This is a genomic window from Clostridiisalibacter paucivorans DSM 22131 (assembly GCF_000620125.1).
In the GTDB taxonomy this organism is placed as follows: domain Bacteria; phylum Bacillota; class Clostridia; order Tissierellales; family Clostridiisalibacteraceae; genus Clostridiisalibacter; species Clostridiisalibacter paucivorans.
Genome location: NZ_KK211077.1, coordinates 39,640 through 57,825 on the forward strand (window position 1 = coordinate 39,640; position 18,186 = coordinate 57,825).

Sequence of the window (18,186 nt, forward strand, 5' to 3'; positions counted from 1 at the left end):
ACAAAAAGTAAATAAGGCGGCATGGCCAAGTGGTAAGGCAGAGGACTGCAAATCCTTTATCCCCAGTTCGAATCTGGGTGCCGCCTCCAAATAATAAAAAAATCTCCTTCAAATTTGAAGGAGATTTTTTTATTATTTTAATAACATAGTATAGAGATATTTAAAAAACATCTTTGAGAGTTGGAGATGTTCATAAGGGTATATAATAAACGGGGTGATTATTTATGAGTAATAAGATTGGCAATCCATTTATTCCATATAAAACTGCTGATGCTGTAATAATAGATGGCAGAGCAAGTAGAGAAATAATAGATAATATAAAAAGGTTAGACATAGAAGTATATACTACGAAAAAATGCAATGAATTGTATGACGCTATATCATATCATCCAGATATAGTATTACATCCCATAAATAATAATACAATTATAGTAGCTCCCAATGTATATGAATTTTTTAAAGATATGTTCTTTAATAGAGATATAAATATTATAAAAGGAGAAAGTGTACTTAAAAGAAACTATCCAGACAATATAGCATATAATGTAGGAAGAATTGGTAACTATGCAATTCACAATATTAAGTATACAGATGAAAAACTAAAGTATTACTTAAAGAAAATAGGGGTTGAGTTTATACATGTGGAACAAGGTTATACAAAATGTGCCACTGCAATATTAGACAATAATGGAATAATAACATCGGATCCATCTATCTATGAAGCTGTCAAGGATAATAATATAGACGTATTATTTATCCAACATGGACATATTGATCTTCCAGGACTAAACTATGGTTTTATAGGAGGTAGTTGTGGAGCAATAAATAATACTGATATTGCATTTACAGGGACATTAGATGAACATCCAAATAAAACTGACATTGAAAATTTTATAACAAAAAGAGGAAAAAATGTAATATATTTAAGCAACCAAAAGATTATTGATTTGGGAACAATAATTCCATTGGTATACAATTAATACATATTGCTCTATAGAATATACTCAGAGAAGAAACATATAATACTAATACACAAGATGAAGCAATAATTTTAGAAATCAAAATTTTAATTGCAATCAAAGGAGAGGAGGCAGAAAAAAATTATGGCAATAATATCTATAAGCTTTAATGATAATCTAACACAAATAAATAATATTTTGAATGAAAGATTATGCTCTGTAGAGAGAGAGTACAATATAGGTAAAGAGATGAAAGAATACGGTAATATCCTTTTTTTAAAATATAATTTAAATGAAGATAAAAATCATAAATACAAAAATATTAATAATTTGTTTAAGCATTGTGTTGCTAATATATTGTCAGATATAATATTGGATTTATATCAAGAAAAAATGATAGAGAGTACAGTGGAGGAAAAATATTATTATTTAGATTCAGATGAAAAAAAGCAGATAATTGATAATGCATTGAAGATACTTAAAAATAAAAGTAATATATTTTATGAAGATATTGAATATAGAGTGTCTCAAAAATCTAGAATAATGAAAGTGCTATTAGAGTATTTGGAAAATAATGATGAAATAAATGTAGAGGGATTTGTAAATTTCAGATTGAAATTTTTGAAAAATTATGTATATAGTGCATTGGACAGTGCTATGGAGGAGTTTATAGCTGATAGAGAGTATAGGGAATTTATAAAAATTCTCCAGTACTTTGTTGAAATGCAAGAGCCTAAGTATTTTGTAGTAAATGTCTTTTTAAAAGAAGATGGTAAGTACCAGCTTTTTGATGAAAAGATGAAAAAAATAAATAGTGATGCGTTTGAAGAAATTACCCAAGATATAATCGAATATAATATGGATTATGATGATTTACTTATTAGCTCATTGATAACTATGGCCCCTGAGAAAATAGTAATGCATTGGGACAGTGAAAACAGTAAAAATAGTAATGTTATAAATATAATAAAGGGTATTTTTAAAGATAAGATATTAGAATGTAACGGCTGTCCCTATTGTAATGCAATAATTCATAAGAATCATAGAAAATAAAAATTCCAAAGTCTAATAGGCTTTGGAATTTTTAGAGCTATTATTCAATTTTCACTGACACAAAAATGTGTTATAATAGTACAGTTGATATAATAGTTGGAGGAGATAGAAATATGATTTTTAAGATAGCAATATTAGCAGCAATAGGTTCAATGATAGGATGGATAACAAATATAATAGCTATAAAACTTATTTTTAGGCCTCTTTATCCTGTTACAATACCTCTTTTCAATATTAGTTTCCAAGGGCTTATACCTAAACGAAAGAACGAGATAGCCAAAAGTATAGGAGAAGTAGTGGAAGAAGAACTCCTTTCAGTTAATGAAATATTGGACAAGATGATAGATGAAAGCGATATATCATATATTAAAAATAGTATAAAGACAAAAATAGGTTTAATAGTAAAAGATAAATTACCTCAATTTTTACCAGCTACAGTTAAAAATATGATTTTAAATTATATAGATGATATAGTGGAAACGGAAGGGGAGTCTATACTAAAACAGTTCATCGAAGATATGGTAGATAAAGCCAGTGAAAGGGTAAGTTTATCTAAAATGGTGGAGGATAAAATAAATTCCTATGATATGGAGAAGATAGAAGAAATAATAATAAATATTGCAAAAAAAGAATTAAAACATATAGAGATACTTGGTGCTATTTTAGGATTTGTAATAGGAATATTCCAAGGTATAATAATATTATTATTGGGATAGATTATATTATAAGTATAATATCCTTGACAATCTGACAAAATATTTCTATAATATAGAAAAAGTGAACTAAATAGAGGCTATGAAGGGAAAAGTAAATTAGAATAAGTCTTTAAGAGAGGGATTGCCATAGGCTGAAAGCTATCCTAAGATATGTCTGATTGAAAACTGGCCTGGAGCTATATCTGAAACTCTTTTTTTAGAGGTAAAGATTTTCGTTGATTACGTTATAATCTATTGAGTGGATATATAATTATCAAATAGGGTGGAACCGCGTGGAGTTAACTCTCGTCCCTAGACTTATAAGTCTAGAGATGAGAGTTTTTTATTTAGGAGAAAATAATTTATAAAGGGAGGATAAAAATGGCAGATATAATAATTACATTACCTGATGGATCAGAGAAAAAATATAATGATAGTGTTAAGGTATTAGATGTTGCTAAGGATATTAGTCAGGGTTTGGCTAGAGCAGTAGTAGGTGCAGAGGTAAATGGACAATTAGTAGGATTAGATTATGAAATTAAAGAAAATAGTAATTTAAAGTTGCTTAAGTTTGAAAATGAAGGGGGACAAGAGGTATTTAGACACACTAGTTCTCATATATTGGCACAAGCAGTGAAGAGGCTATTTCCAGATACAAAACTAGCCATAGGGCCTGCTATAGATAATGGATTTTACTATGACTTTGATACTGAACATAGATTTACGCCTGAGGACCTTGAAAAGATTGAAAAGGAAATGAAAAAGATAGTTAAAGAGGGTTACGATTTAGAAAGATTTGAATTGCCAAGAGATGAGGCTATAAACTTTTTGAAGGAAAAAGAAGAAGATTATAAAGTAGAATTGGTAAGGGATTTACCAGAAGATGCAATTATTTCTTTCTATAAGCAGGGAGATTTTGTGGATCTTTGTGCAGGGCCTCACCTGTTAAATACAAAGAAGGTTAAGGCTTTTAAATTAACAAGTATTGCAGGTGCGTACTGGAGAGGAAATGAAAATAATAAAATGCTTCAAAGGATATACGGTACATCCTTTGAGAAGAAAAAAGATTTGGATGCCTATCTAGATAGGCTAGAGGAAGCTAAAAAGAGAGACCATAGAAAATTAGGAAAAGAGTTAGATTTATTTACAATGCATGAAGAGGGACCAGGCTTTCCATTTTTCCATGCAAAGGGTATGGTTATAAGGAATTTATTAGAAGATCTATGGAGGAAGGAACATATTAGAAGGGGATATGGAGAGATAAAGACTCCTATAATATTGAATGAAGCATTATGGCATAGATCGGGACATTGGGACCATTATAAAGAAAATATGTATTTTACAAAAATAGATGAAGAGGACTATGCAATAAAGCCTATGAACTGTCCAGGATCTATACTTATATATAAGAGCAATATGTATAGCTATAGAGATTTCCCAATGAGATGGGGAGAATTGGGATTGGTGCATAGACATGAACTTTCAGGGGCCCTTCATGGACTAATGAGAGTTAGATCATTTACTCAAGATGATGCCCATCTTTATATGCTGCCTTCTCAAGTAAAGGATGAAATAAAGGGTATAATAGAATTTGCCGATTATCTATACAGTATATTTGGATTTAAATATAATATAGAATTGTCAACTAGACCTGAAGATTCTATGGGCAGTGATGAAGATTGGGAATCAGCAACAAATGCCCTTAGAGATGCATTGACAGAGATGGAATTGGATTATAAATTAAATGAGGGAGATGGAGCATTTTATGGTCCTAAAATAGATTTTCACTTAGAAGATGCCATAGGAAGGACCTGGCAATGTGGTACTATACAATTAGACTTTCAAATGCCACAAAGATTTGATTTAACATATGTTGCCAATGATGGAGAAAAGCATAGACCAGTAATGGTCCACAGAACTATATTTGGTAGTTTAGAGAGATTTATGGGGATATTAATTGAGCATTATGCAGGTAAATTTCCAACATGGTTAGCTCCAGTTCAAGCAATAATTCTACCTATATCGGATAAGTTTAATGATTATGCAGTTGAAATAAGGGATGCTCTAAAGGCCAAGGATATAAGGGTAGAGTTAGATGATAGATCTGAAAAGGTAGGATATAAAATAAGAGAAGCACAACTTCAAAAGATACCTTATATGCTTGTGGTTGGAGAAAAGGAAGCTGAATCTAAGACTGTATCTATTAGACATAGAGATAGTGGCGATAAGGGAACAATTGATATAAATAAATTTATAGAAGATATATTGGTTGAAATAAAGAATAAGAAATAGAAAATATAGAAGGAGACCTACAATTGTAGGTCTCTCCTATACCATCTTTCTACATTCATCGGCACATTGCCTACATATATTTGCGCATTTTTTACAATGATCATCTTTAAACATATCACATTCTTGAGCACATTTATCGCAAATAGAAGCACATAGGTTACATAAATCTTTGGAGAATTGACTATCCATTGACATATATGAAACTGCTTGTTGACAAATCAGTGCACACTCCATAAGAATACTAATACAATTTTTTCTTGCCTGAATATCAGGTTCATTTAAACACATTTTAAAACATTCAAAACATGCCTGAACACATTTTGTACAAGCATCTATACAGGACTGATTTTTATCTGTAATATTTGATACCATACCCATTTTTTATTACCTCCTTAAGATTCATTTCCTTTTTATTATTTCATATATAAATAGTTTTATTCTATTTTTACAATAATATTGGTATAAATATGGGATTTGAAAATAATATAATAGGACTTTAATATCAAAATATATTTAATTTATTATTAAGAAGATTTACAATCTTCTTATGTTATATAATGAATATATATTTAAAACCAAACAAAATTATTGGGGGAGTGAGCATCTATATGAGCAAAGTGCAATTTAATTTAAAAAACAGATTAGTTGTTATACTGGTATTAGTAGCACTTATACCTACACTATTATTAGCAGGCATAAATTATTATGACAAAAAAGAACTAATAAATAAAAGTATAATGGAACATAGTGAGAGTGTAAGTATATCTCTAGCCGAGAGGGTAGATAATTTTTTGAGTCAAAATGAAAAGTTATTAGAATATCTATCTAAAGATACAAGACTTGATTCTATGGATACATGGGATTTAAAAGAGATATTTGCTGCATTCAGAGAGCATTATCCATCATATGAGTTTATATATGCAGCAGATGTAGATGGAAATTTAATTGCAAGTACCAGTGATGTGCCTGTGGAAAATTATGATCAATATGATTATAGTGAAAGTCTATGGCATACAGATGTATTAGATGGAAAAAATCATATTTCTCAAACTACATACATATCTACGGTGACAAATAATCCTTGTTTAACTATATCTGTACCTATTATTAGGGATGGAAATTTGATTGGAGTTCTCGGGGGAGATATAAGTTTAGGAGAACTCCAAAAAATGATTTCAATTGCTAAAATAGGCGAAGAGGGATATGGATATATAGTAGACAAGTCAGGGACTTTTATAGCACATCCTAATTTTGCAGAAAAGGTTTTAAAGGGTGAAAGTGGTAAAGAAATTGAAGTTGTCAAAGATGTATTGAAGGGTATAGATGATACAAAGTTTTATGCAAATAAAGATGATATTGAAATGCTTAGCTCTACAAAGTTTATTGAAAAGTCTAATTGGGGTGTAATAGTACAACAACCTAAAAAACAGGCATTCGCAAAATTGGAAAGTATGATTTTTAAGACTATTATGTTGATATTGATAACTATTGTAATAGTATTAGTGATTGCATTATTGGTAGCAAAGAATATTACTAACCCTATTGTAAACCTGTCAAAGGTTATAGAGAGGCTGTCTCAATATGATTTACAATTTAGAGAAGACGACAAATCAATAAAATATTCAAATCGAAAAGATGAGATAGGAGTTATGACTAAATCATTAATAAATATGCAGAAGAATTTGATATCTTTGATTAAGGATGTTTCAAATACATCTCATCAGGTGGCTGCATCTTCACAGGAATTAACTGCTACCAGTCAGCAGGCATCAACGGCTGCAGAAGAAGTAGCTAAAACGGTTGAAGAAATAGCAGGGGGAGCCAATGAACAAGCAAAGAATACAGAAGAAGGCGTAATAAATATTAATGCCCTTGGACAGATAATAGAAGAAGATCAAAAACATATAAAGGATTTAAATGTCTCTACTGTGGAAGTGGATAAACTAAAAAATGAAGGCATGGAGATATTAAATACCCTTGTAAAGAATACCAATATTAACAATGAAGCATCAAAGGAAATATATGATATAATTATAAACACTAATGAAAGTGCAGAAAAAATAGAGAGTGCCAGTCAAATGATAATGAATATAGCAGAGCAGACCAATTTACTGGCTTTGAATGCAGCTATAGAGGCGGCAAGGGCTGGTGAAGCTGGTAAAGGATTTGTTGTTGTTGCAGAGGAAATTAGAAAATTGGCAGAACAATCCAATGAATTTACAGAGGAAATTGTAAATATTATTGAAGATTTAATAAACAAAACAAGGTATGCAGTAGAGTCTATAAGACAAGTAAATAAGACAACAAAAATTCAGGGTGAAAATGTAGAACAGACTAATGAAAAGTTCAAAGGTATTGACGATGCTATAGAGAAAATGAAAAAAATAATAAAAAATATTACTACATCTGGCAAAGAAATGGAGCTAAAGAAGGAGGAGATTATTGGGACTATAGAAAATCTTTCAGCTATATCAGAAGAAAATGCAGCAGGAACTGAGGAGGCATCTGCATCTGTGGAAGAGCAGACAGCATCTATGGAAGAGATAGCTAAATCCAGTGAGGAGTTGGCAAAAATAGCCCAAGATATGCAACAAGGTATTTCTAGATTCAAGTATTAGAAAGTTTTATGATTGATATTTTAATATGTGTGAATTTTTCAAACTCCATATTTTTATAAAAATAGGAAGGGAGAAAATATGAAAGAAAAACTTGAAGAAATTAAGAGTATTTGGGAAAAATTCATTAAAAAAGATGAAATATCTAAAGACATAAATCCAATTATATTACAATCATGGCTTAGATGTAGAGATTTAAATGTGGACTATAAAAAGGGAAGAGGACTAAATATAAGTGAAGTAGAGTTAAAAAGAATAAAAGAGGAAAATAAGGAACTTTTAGAGGTTGCATGGCCAATTATGAAAAATCTTCACAGCATTGTATTGGGGTCAGAATTTGTATTGGTTTTAACAGATAAGAATGGATATGTTTTAGAATCTATTGGCGAAGAAAATATCAGAAGAGAGGCCAATAAACTTAATTTTTTACCAGGATGTTTGTGGTCGGAAGAGGCTGTTGGTACAAATGCTATAGGGACTTGTTTAAAAGTAGATCAGCCTATTCAGGTAATAGGGGCAGAACACTATTGTCTTTATCATCACTATTGGACTTGTTCGGCAGTGCCTATCCATGATGATAAGGGCAATATAATTGGTTGTTTAGATATGTCGGGGGATTCATATGGTGCCCACAAACATACCTTGGGTATTGTTGTGGCAGCAGCCTATTCCATAGAAAATCAGATTGCTCTATTGAGGTCCCATAAGCTTATTGATACAACTATAGAGTCTATTTCTGATGGTATGATAATTATAGACAAAAATTATAAAGTAAACAAAACTAATAACATCGCATCGGAGATTCTGGGACTGACGAGGGAAGAAATACACCATATGGATATTAGAAATGTTTTAAGGGATGTGGATTTTAAAAGAGAGATATTAAAACAGAAAAATTCCCAACGTTATATTGATTGTAATTTTAATATTAATAATAAAAGAATACCTTGTAGTGCAAATATCGCACCTATTGTTACTAAAAATGAATCAATTGGTGCAGCTATTGTATTTAGAGAAGTAAAATATCTGCATAATGCAGTAAATTCAGTAAGTGGAAATAAGGCAACTTATACCTTCGATGATATTATAACAGAAAATAAGAAGATGAAAAATGTTATTAAGTTAGCGAAAAAGATATCTAGAGCTAATTGTTGTGTGCTTATAGAGGGAGAAAGTGGCACAGGGAAAGAGCTATTTGCCCATTCTATACACAATCATAGCAATAAAAAAAATGGCCCATTTATAGCTATAAACTGTGCATCACTGCCTAGAGATTTGATGGAAAGTGAATTGTTTGGATATGAGAAAGGATCATTTACTGGAGCATCTAAAGAGGGGAAACCTGGCAAGTTTGAATTAGCTGATGGGGGTACTTTGTTTCTTGATGAGATTGGAGAACTGCCATTGGAATTGCAGGCAAAGCTTTTAAGGGTTCTTGATAATCTTAAGGTGACTAGGATAGGCGGAAAATATGAAAAAAAATTAGATGTGAGGGTAATTGCAGCTACTAATAGGAATCTATATGAAGAAGTAAGGAGAAAAAGTTTCAGAGAGGATCTATATTATAGATTAAATGTATTCAAGATAAAGATTCCTCCATTGAGAGAAAGGATAAATGATATTGAGGTATGTGTAAAATACTTTCTAAACAAACTAAGTGTTGCACAAAAATATGATAAAAAACCTAGTGAGGATTTTATAAAAAAACTTAAAAGTTACAAATGGAAAGGCAATGTCAGAGAATTACAAAACATCATTGAAAGGGCCTATTATTTAAGTGAAGGTCAAGTTATTACGGATGAATGTTTACCAGAAGATTTATTTTATGATTCTATATATAAAGATGGTTTATCTGATATTTCTTTGGAAACTGTGGAGAAAAGGACTATTATCCATGCATTGATAAAATCTAAAGGTCATGTCATAGAGGCAGGAAAATTATTGAATTTGAGTAAATCATCAATTTATAGAAAGATTAAAAAATATAATATTGATCTTAATGAGATAGTCTAAAGAAATATAATAAAATAAAAAAATTCCCAATAATGGGACTGGAAGATTCCCTATTTTGGGAATTTTTTTATTTTTGTGTATTTAATAATACATTGTATGTATAAGTGTTTATAAGGATTTGAGGTTATTTTTTTTAAAAATAATATGGTTGGTATGGTTATTGCTCTATATATAGCTGAGGTATTAATTGGGAGGTGACAATGGGAAAGGCAATATAAGACTTTTAATAAAGAAAAAATTATAAGGGGGTTTTATTTTGAACTTAGATAGTAATCAAATCATTAATATGTATGAAACTATGTTGAAGATTAGAAAATTTGAGACAAAGGCCATGATACTATTTGAAGAGGGAAATATACCAGGGTTTGTGCATCTATATTTGGGAGAGGAAGCCGTAGCTACAGGGGTATGTGCCAATTTAGATGAAAAAGATTACATTACTAGTACCCATAGGGGGCATGGTCATATTTTAGCAAAAGGTGGAGACCTTAAATATATGATGGCTGAACTATTTGGAAAAGAGACAGGATATTGTAAAGGAAAGGGCGGCTCTATGCATATTGCTGATGCTACTAAAGGAATTTTAGGTGCCAATGGTATAGTGGGTGCTGGACATAATATTTCTATTGGTGCTGGATTAAGTGCAAAGTATAGGGGAACAGACCAGGTATGTGTATGTTTCTTTGGTGATGGCTCTACAAATCAAGGGACATTTCATGAATCTATAAATCTGGCAAGCATATGGAAGCTACCAGTTGTATTTGTATGTGAAAACAATTTATATGGCATATCCATGAGTCAAGATAGACATCAAGCTATTCAGGATGTTGCAGATAGAGCAGTTGCATATAATATTCCAGGGGTTACTGTTGATGGTAATGATGTTTTTGCAGTATATGAGGCTACCAATGAAGCAATAAAAAGGGCTAGAGAGGGGCAAGGACCAACGCTTGTTGAGTGCAAAACATATAGACATAGGGGACATTTTGAAGGAGATCCTGGAGCATATAAACCTGAAGAAGAACAAAAAGAATGGCGTGACAAAGATCCAATACCTAGATTAGAAAAATTCATGGTGGAAAACGATATTATAACGAAAAAGAAAATAAAGGGTATTAATGAAAAAATAGATAAAGACATAGAGGAGGCCGTTAAATTTGCCCAAGATAGTCCAGAGCCTTCTTTAGAATCAGCTGTTGAAGATATATATACCGATATAGTAGAGGAGGTTAGAGTTAGATGAAAAAGATGACTTATGCTGAAGCCATTAGAGAAGGTATGCGAATAAAAATGAAAGAAAATTCTGACGTATTTTTATTTGGAGAAGATGTAGGTGCATTTGGAGGATGTTTTGGAGTTACAGCTGGACTCTTTGACGAATTTGGAGAAAAGAGAGTCAGAGATACTCCTATATCTGAGGGGGCTATAATAGGAACTGCTATAGGTGCTGCAGCTACAGGGTTGAGACCTATTGCTGAACTTATGTTTATCGACTTTTTAACGGTAGGAATGGATCAATTAGTGAATCAAGCGGCAAAGATGAGATATATGTTTGGTGGTAAGATAACGCTGCCTATGGTAGTAAGACTTCCAGCGGGGGCGGGAGTACAAGCCGCTGCTCAACACTCCCAATCCCTTGAAGCATGGATAACCCATGTGCCAGGATTGAAGGTAGTATATCCATCTACACCTCAAGATGCATTGGGCTTAATGTTAGGTGCTATAGAGGATGATAACCCTGTAATGTATATAGAGCACAAATTACTATATGGTATGGATGGAGAGGTAGATGAAAATATAAAACCAATTCCATTGGGGGTAGCAGATATTAAAAGGGAAGGTTCAGATGTAACTGTAATAGCAACAGGAAAAATGGTACATGAAGCATTGGCAGCAGCTGATGAACTTTCTAAGGAAGGAAAAGATATAGAGGTAATAGATTTAAGGACATTATATCCATTGGATAAGGATACAATATTTAAATCTGTTGAAAAGACTAATAGAGTTGTAATAGTAACAGAGGAGAATAAGAGGGGAGGATATGGTGGAGAAATTTCAGCATTAATATCTGAAGAATATTTTGATTATTTAGATGCTCCCATAGCAAGAATAGGATGTCTAGATACGCCAATACCTTTTTCGCCAAAACTTGAAAGTTATGTAATACCCAATGCTGAAGATATAAAAAGTGCTGTTAAAAGTCTAGGTTAAATAATAAAAAGGGGTGACAAAGAAGTTACCCCTTTAAAAGGCGGGGTTATATGATTACTATAGGAATTATTGCAAATCCCTCATCGGGTAAAGACATAAGAAGATTGGTATCCCATGCAACAGTAGTGGACAATAATGAAAAGGTGAATATTGTAGAGAGGATTATATTGGGTGCCCAAGGATGTGGGGTTGAAAAAGTATATATAATGCCTGATACTTTTCAAATAGGATACAGAGTAATTGACAAGCTATCTATTTCTAAGGAGCTTAATACAAATATAGAAGTTTTAGATATGAATATAAATGGAGAGACAAAGGATAGTGTTATAGCAGCAAAAGATATGGAAGATAAAAAGGTTGGGGCTTTAGTAGTTTTAGGTGGAGATGGAACAAATAGAGCAGTAGCAAAATCTGTAAAGCATGTGCCTATCATTAGTTTATCTACAGGAACCAATAATGTATATCCTGAGATGATAGAAGGTACTGTAGCAGGTATGGCAGCAGCAGTTGTGGCTTCTGGGAAATATTTATTGGAAGATATATCTAGAAAAGATAAGCAGATAGAAATATATAAAAACGGAGCATTTACAGATATAGCATTAGTAGATGCAGTTATTTCTAAAAAATTTGTAATAGGTTCACGGGCCATATGGGATATGGAAGATATAGTTAAGGTTATAGTTTCTAGGGCCCACCCAGCATCTATAGGATTCTCTTCCTTAGTAGGATGTAATGTAATTGTAAAGGAAAATGACGATTTTGGAGCTTGTATAGATTTAACTGAGGACAAATACAAAGTAATAGCACCTATTGCAGCAGGTATTTTAAAAGAGGTTAAATTAGGATCGGCTCAAAGGATTAAATTAAATGAAAAATATATAATAAAGCCTAAATATAATGGAATGATAGCATTGGATGGAGAACGAGAAATTCCATTTAAGGCAGATGATGCACTAGTTGTTAAGATTACTAGAAATGGGCCATATCATGTAGATATAAAGAAGACGTTGGAAATAGCCCAACGGGATGGTTTTTTTAATAAGTGATTTAAATAGTAAATCTTGAAATAGGGAGGGGAAAAAATGTCAAAAACTATTGTGATGCCTAAATTGGGTTTAACAATGAAGGAAGGAAAATTGACAAAATGGCATAAGAAAGAAGGAGATGAAGTAAAAGAAGGAGATATATTATTTGATGTTGAGACTAATAAATTGAGTAATGAAGTTGAGGTCAAGGAGTCAGGGATTTTAAGAAAAGTAATAATAGATGAAGGAGAAGTAGTACCATGTTTAGAACCTGTGGCTATTATAGCAGATAAAGATGAAGATATATCTGCTATTTTGGCAGAAATAGAGGGGAAAAAAGAAGGTCAAGATAAAGAAGAGAAAAGGGAAGTAGTTGAGGAAAAAACAGATAACAACAAAGAGATAAAAACAAAACGATTGATTGCTTCACCTGCAGCAAAACGAATTGCTAAAGAAAAGGGGATAGATATATCTGAGGTTGTGGGAACAGGTCCCAATGGACGAATAACTATTAAAGATGTGGAAAATTATGAAACTTTAAAGACTAAAGCACCGAAATCTACACCTATGGCGAGAAAGGTAGCTAAAGATTTTGGAATTGATTTAAATGATATAGATAAACAAGATAGGATCAACAAACAAGATGTATATGATCTTTATAGAGAACAAGAGTTAGTATCTTCTATAGAACCAAAGGAAAAGGCAGTGCCTATGAGTACAATGAGAAAAGTTATTGGAGATAGAATGTATGAAAGTTGGCAAACTTCTCCAGTGGTAAATTATAATATTAGAGTAGATATGACAAATTTAAAAAAATTGAAGAAAGAACTGAAAAATAAGGTGAAACTTACTTATACAGACTTTCTAATTAAAATAGTTTCGAAGACATTGTTAGAATTTCCTCTGTTAAATTGTTCCATAGATGGAGATGATATAATCACTAGAAATTATGTAAATATGGGTGTTGCAGTGGCAATTGAAGAAGGGTTAATTGTACCTGTTGTAAAATATGCTCATAGTAAAGGTTTGAAAGAGATTTCATATGAGGTAAGATCCCTTGCAGATAAGGCGAAGAATAATGAATTAACTAATAGTGATATTGACGGGGGGACATTTACTATTACCAATCTTGGTATGTTTGGCATAGAATCCTTTGCACCAATTATTAATCAACCAGAAGTGGGAATATTAGGTGTTAATGCCATTGTAGATACACCAATGGTTGAAAACAAAGAAATTGTAATAAAACCCCTTATGAATTTATCTCTAACAGCAGATCACAGAGCTGTGGATGGTGCTGTAGCGGCTAAATTTATGGCGAAACTTAAGGAGTATTTAGAAAATCCAGGGATGCTTTTATTATAGGGAGGAATTAATATGAAGATTGTAGTTTTAGGAGGCGGTCCTGGAGGATATGTATGTGCCATAAGGGCAGCCCAACTTGGAGCAAAAGTTACTTTAATTGAGAAAAAACATCTAGGAGGTACTTGCCTAAATGTAGGATGTATACCCACGAAGGTATTGCTTCATACGGCAGATATCTATAGAGAGATGAAGGAACATGGCCATAATTTTGGAATAGAAAGTGATAATTTGCAAGTAAATTGGTCAAAGGTACAGAGTAGAAAAGATACAGTTGTAAATAGACTGGTCAATGGAGTGAAAACTCTTTTAGATACCAATGCTATAACAGTAATAAATGGTGAAGGAAGATTTATAGATAAAAATAGAATAGAAGTAAAGGAAGAAAAGGGAAGTCGTAAAGTTATACAATTTGATAAAGCAGTTATAGCAACAGGTTCAAATACTATTAAGATACCGATTCCAGGAATAGATTTAAATGGAGTTATAACCAGTACAGAGGCCCTTTCTTTAAAGGAAGTACCTAAGAGCTTATGTATTATAGGTGGCGGAGTAATAGGTACGGAATTTGCTAGTATATATTCGAGACTTGGTTCTAAGGTTACCATTATAGAAAAATTACCTGAGATATTGATAAATATGGATAAAGATATAACGGAAGTTTTAAAGGGAAAATTATTGGAGGATGGAGTAGAAATATATACAGAAACTGAGTTAAAAGCCATTGATAAAGAAGGGAAAGATTTAAAAGTTTCTATAGTATCCAATGGAGATGCTGAAACTATTATCGCAGAAAAAGTACTTCTATCTGTGGGAAGGAAACCAATAATAGATGATATAGGTCTTGAAAATTTAGGAGTAAAAACAGATGGAAATAAGATAAATGTAGATCATAGGATGAAGACTAATATAGAAAATATATATGCCATAGGAGATTGTAATGGTGGTATATTACTTGCCCATGTTGCATCGGCAGAGGGGATTGTAGCAGCAGAAAATATCATGGGTAAACCTTCAAAAATAGATTTCAAAACGACACCTTCTTGCGTATATACTAAACCAGAAATTGCATCTGTGGGGTTAACGGAAAGTGTAGCTAAACAACAAGGCTATACAGTTAAAACTGGGGCATTTCCTCTATATGGAAATGGCAAATCAGTTATAATGGGAGACGAAAGTGGAATGGTTAAATTTGTTGTGGATTCATATACAGATGAGATATTGGGACTTCACATAATAGGTCCTAGAGCAACTGACTTGATTGTTGAAGGGGCATTGGCTTTAAGGCTGGAAGCTACTATAGATGAAATTATTACTACTATTCATGCCCATCCAACAGTAGGAGAGGCTTTACATGAAGCAGCCCATGCAGTGCATGGAAATGCTATTCATTTACCCAAAATATAAAACACACTAAATATACCCTATGTTTAAATAAACATAGGGTATATTTAGTGTTAGATAATAGATTTTATATGCTAAAATTTATCATTATCATTAATTTTATTTAATTTTAATTCAATTTCTTGTAAATGTAATTTTAAAATATCTATTTTATCTTCAATGTTATTAATATTCTTAGGTATTTCAAAGGCCACTTTATAAATTAGATAACAAACACCAAATAATATTAAAAAAGTCAATGTCATTTTAAATTTCTCCTTTTAATCTAAAATAATTTATATGATTATCAAAATCAGTTGATCCAGATTTAGCTTTAGTAATAGGAAAGTCTACTCTAAGAAATAGTTTATCCCTCTTTTTCATTAATTTACCTCAAATTTTAATAAGATATATTTTTACATTCTTAATCTTGTATTAGTTTATTCTTGGTATAACTTGATTATATAGTATATATTTTTTTATGTTAAGTATATTAAAAAATAAGTACTAAAAAAATGAAAAATATGAATATATTCTTATAAAAAATAGTATTAGTAATAAATAGACATATAAAAATAGAAAGGGGCATTTAGAGAATTAGGATAATTTTCATATAGAATAGAAAAGATAGAAAAAGGGATGGTATACTGTGCTGTATATTAGAAAAGTATCAATAAGAAGATTAATAAAGCTATTTTTAGCTAAATACAAATGGATATTCATATTTATTATATTTTTTATTTTTGCAATAATAATTTTTCCCATATCTCTTGTAATGCTAACAGCAGGGGGGGACTCAATAGAACGGGATGAACTAATCATACATAGTGCAGAAGAAGATATGATAGATGCAGCATTAAGATGTGAAGAAAAATTCGGTGGCTACTGGATAGAGTACCTTGTTTCATACTTGGTGTCCATAGATTTTCAAATCAATCAATTTAGTTCATCAGAAATGATAGATTCAGCAGAAATATATCAGAAATTAGGGAGAAAAGAGGTCTTGGGAAATACAAAATATAAGACATATAAGGATATGGAGAAATATTACTGTATGATATATGATGATTTAGCAGAAATAGTAGAATATGAAGAAGGTAAAAAAACAATAAAATATCATGGATACTATCCCATTCCAGAGGGATATGAATATACACACAATGACGATTTTGGAGCAGATAGAACTTTCGGAGGAGATAGACATCATAAGGGAAATGATATCATGACAAAAAGAGGTATTCCATTGGTAGCAGTTACATCGGGGATAGTAGAAAGGATAGGATGGGAAAAATTAGGAGGATGGAGAATAGGTATCAGAGATTCAAACAATAGATATTGGTACTATGCCCATATGGAAGAATATGAAAAGGGAATAGATAGGGGAGATAGAATAAAAGCAGGAGATATCATAGGATATGTGGGTGACAGTGGATATGGACCCGAGGGGACTACAGGGAAATTTGCTACCCACCTTCATATACAGATAGGAGTAGAGTTTCCAGGAGAAAAAGAAATAACATATATAAATCCCTATGGCATATTGAAATTTTTAGAAAATAACAAAGTAGTCGTGGAAGAGTAGAGAAAGTAATATAGGATATATGACATAGAAATTTTTAGATTGTCATTGCATACCTTTTATATTAATGAATAAGAATATTACTATATAAATCTATTAAAAAGAAGAGGTGGTGCTATGGGAACAAATAATAGATAATCCAATGGATTGGTATAGTTGGTCAGATGAAGCATTTCAAAAGGCCAAGTTAGAGGATAAACCTATATTTCTAAGTATAGGTTATAGTACATGCCATTGGTGTTTTTGTAATTTACGGTATAAAAAAATTATGATTGATGTATACTTAAATTAGATTTATTTAAACGGTAATAAAGTTTATCATTATTTTTTATAATATATTTAAAACCACATTTTTCAATTACTCTCTTAGATTGCACATTATTTGTAAAGTGGGAACATACAATAGAATCAATTTTTCCCTCAAAAAACCCATAAGAAATAACTTGCTTAATTGCTTCGGGCATTAATCCTTGTCCCCAATATTTTTGTGACAAAACAAAACCTATTTCTTTTGAATTCTTGTCTGTTCCTTCTGTAGGACTATGTAATTCAATCCATCCAATTGCTTTATTAGAGTTTTTTAATTCAATTGCCCATAATGAACTAGAAGAATCTATAACAAATTGGTTCAAAATATTCAAACTCTCATCTTTACTATTTTTCACATTAAAACCAGCTAGATTTGCAACTTTTTTGTTGGATGTAAACTCATGCAAATCATCTAAATCAGAAAATTTCCAAGGTCTCAAAATTAATCTATTACTCTTCAATATTTTCATCCCAAATTCCTCCTCAAATATACTAGTTACATAATACATAGTTTTTTATACGCTGTATTATATAGAATTTTACATATGAAATCAATTAACTATTGAAAATAATCGTATTATTTATAGAAAAAGCCCGAAAACCCCCTTGCTTGTCTTTGGGGATGAAAGGGCTTTAATTTAAGGTGGTTCGATGCCACCTTAAATTGATATTATGCTAACTTTTGATTTT

16 protein-coding genes, 1 tRNA gene and 1 other annotated feature are annotated in these 18,186 nt (G+C 31.5%); of the genes, 14 read left to right on the forward strand and 3 right to left on the reverse strand.

What is annotated here, in order from left to right; translation table 11 throughout:
* Positions 1 to 15: 15 nt before the first annotated feature.
* The 5 genes from Q326_RS0115765 (at position 16) to thrS (ending at position 4,999) form a co-directional block, all read left to right on the forward strand.
* Positions 16 to 89, forward strand: a tRNA-Cys gene (locus tag Q326_RS0115765).
* Between the two features lie 135 nt (positions 90 to 224).
* Positions 225 to 980, forward strand: coding sequence for a DUF6873 family GME fold protein (locus Q326_RS0115770; protein ID WP_051531574.1), 756 nt, complete (start codon positions 225 to 227; stop codon positions 978 to 980).
* A gap of 123 nt (positions 981 to 1,103) precedes the next feature.
* Positions 1,104 to 2,012, forward strand: coding sequence for a putative sporulation protein YtxC (gene ytxC / locus Q326_RS17725; RefSeq protein WP_051531576.1), 909 nt, complete (start codon positions 1,104 to 1,106; stop codon positions 2,010 to 2,012).
* A 113-nt stretch (positions 2,013 to 2,125) separates the two neighbouring features.
* On the forward strand, positions 2,126 to 2,728 hold the full coding sequence (locus tag Q326_RS0115780) for a DUF445 domain-containing protein (RefSeq protein ID WP_026896222.1): 603 nt from the start codon (positions 2,126 to 2,128) through the stop codon (positions 2,726 to 2,728).
* A 70-nt stretch (positions 2,729 to 2,798) separates the two neighbouring features.
* Positions 2,799 to 3,024, forward strand: a binding site (T-box leader).
* Positions 3,025 to 3,088: 64 nt separating this feature from the next.
* The gene (thrS, locus tag Q326_RS0115785) at positions 3,089 to 4,999 is read left to right on the forward strand and encodes a threonine--tRNA ligase (RefSeq protein ID WP_026896223.1); all 1,911 of its coding nucleotides are present in this window, start codon (positions 3,089 to 3,091) and stop codon (positions 4,997 to 4,999) included.
* Between the two features lie 36 nt (positions 5,000 to 5,035).
* Here the strand turns inward: thrS and Q326_RS0115790 are convergent, their stop codons facing one another.
* The gene (locus tag Q326_RS0115790; RefSeq protein ID WP_026896224.1) at positions 5,036 to 5,377 is read right to left on the reverse strand and encodes a four-helix bundle copper-binding protein; all 342 of its coding nucleotides are present in this window, start codon (positions 5,375 to 5,377) and stop codon (positions 5,036 to 5,038) included.
* A gap of 230 nt (positions 5,378 to 5,607) precedes the next feature.
* Here Q326_RS0115790 and Q326_RS17730 point away from each other — a divergent pair, with 230 nt between their 5' ends.
* From Q326_RS17730 to lpdA, 7 genes are all read left to right on the forward strand, one after another.
* Complete coding sequence (locus Q326_RS17730; RefSeq protein WP_051531579.1) at positions 5,608 to 7,617, forward strand: methyl-accepting chemotaxis protein; 2,010 nt, start codon at positions 5,608 to 5,610, stop codon at positions 7,615 to 7,617.
* A gap of 78 nt (positions 7,618 to 7,695) precedes the next feature.
* Positions 7,696 to 9,627, forward strand: coding sequence for a sigma-54-dependent Fis family transcriptional regulator (locus Q326_RS0115800; protein WP_026896225.1), 1,932 nt, complete (start codon positions 7,696 to 7,698; stop codon positions 9,625 to 9,627).
* 256 nt (positions 9,628 to 9,883) lie between these two features.
* Positions 9,884 to 10,870: a pyruvate dehydrogenase (acetyl-transferring) E1 component subunit alpha gene (gene pdhA / locus Q326_RS0115805; protein WP_026896226.1), complete on the forward strand. Its 987-nt coding sequence runs from the start codon at positions 9,884 to 9,886 to the stop codon at positions 10,868 to 10,870.
* On the forward strand, positions 10,867 to 11,838 hold the full coding sequence (locus Q326_RS0115810; RefSeq protein ID WP_026896227.1) for an alpha-ketoacid dehydrogenase subunit beta: 972 nt from the start codon (positions 10,867 to 10,869) through the stop codon (positions 11,836 to 11,838). Before pdhA ends, Q326_RS0115810 begins: the two co-directional genes overlap by 4 nt.
* A gap of 50 nt (positions 11,839 to 11,888) precedes the next feature.
* A complete protein-coding gene (locus Q326_RS0115815) occupies positions 11,889 to 12,884 on the forward strand; it encodes an ATP-NAD kinase family protein (RefSeq protein WP_026896228.1) in 996 nt (331 codons plus the stop codon).
* A gap of 36 nt (positions 12,885 to 12,920) precedes the next feature.
* Positions 12,921 to 14,228 (forward strand): dihydrolipoamide acetyltransferase family protein, encoded by a 1,308-nt coding sequence (locus tag Q326_RS0115820; protein WP_026896229.1) that lies wholly within the window; start codon positions 12,921 to 12,923, stop codon positions 14,226 to 14,228.
* 12 nt (positions 14,229 to 14,240) lie between these two features.
* Positions 14,241 to 15,632, forward strand: coding sequence for a dihydrolipoyl dehydrogenase (gene lpdA, locus Q326_RS0115825; protein WP_026896230.1), 1,392 nt, complete (start codon positions 14,241 to 14,243; stop codon positions 15,630 to 15,632).
* A 71-nt stretch (positions 15,633 to 15,703) separates the two neighbouring features.
* On the opposite strand, the gene Q326_RS18620 is transcribed toward lpdA, so the two are convergent.
* On the reverse strand, positions 15,704 to 15,874 hold the full coding sequence (locus Q326_RS18620) for a hypothetical protein (protein ID WP_156936341.1): 171 nt from the start codon (positions 15,872 to 15,874) through the stop codon (positions 15,704 to 15,706).
* Between the two features lie 383 nt (positions 15,875 to 16,257).
* Here Q326_RS18620 and Q326_RS18095 point away from each other — a divergent pair, with 383 nt between their 5' ends.
* Complete coding sequence (locus tag Q326_RS18095; protein WP_051531581.1) at positions 16,258 to 17,190, forward strand: M23 family metallopeptidase; 933 nt, start codon at positions 16,258 to 16,260, stop codon at positions 17,188 to 17,190.
* Positions 17,191 to 17,299: 109 nt separating this feature from the next.
* Positions 17,300 to 17,479 carry a DUF255 domain-containing protein gene (locus tag Q326_RS18370; protein ID WP_026896231.1) on the forward strand — a complete coding sequence of 60 codons (180 nt, stop codon included), beginning with the start codon at positions 17,300 to 17,302 and terminating at the stop codon, positions 17,477 to 17,479.
* Here the strand turns inward: Q326_RS18370 and Q326_RS0115850 are convergent.
* Positions 17,454 to 17,966 carry a GNAT family N-acetyltransferase gene (locus Q326_RS0115850; RefSeq protein ID WP_026896232.1) on the reverse strand — a complete coding sequence of 171 codons (513 nt, stop codon included), beginning with the start codon at positions 17,964 to 17,966 and terminating at the stop codon, positions 17,454 to 17,456. The two genes, Q326_RS18370 and Q326_RS0115850, sit on opposite strands and share 26 nt — an antisense overlap.
* Positions 17,967 to 18,186: the final 220 nt, after the last annotated feature.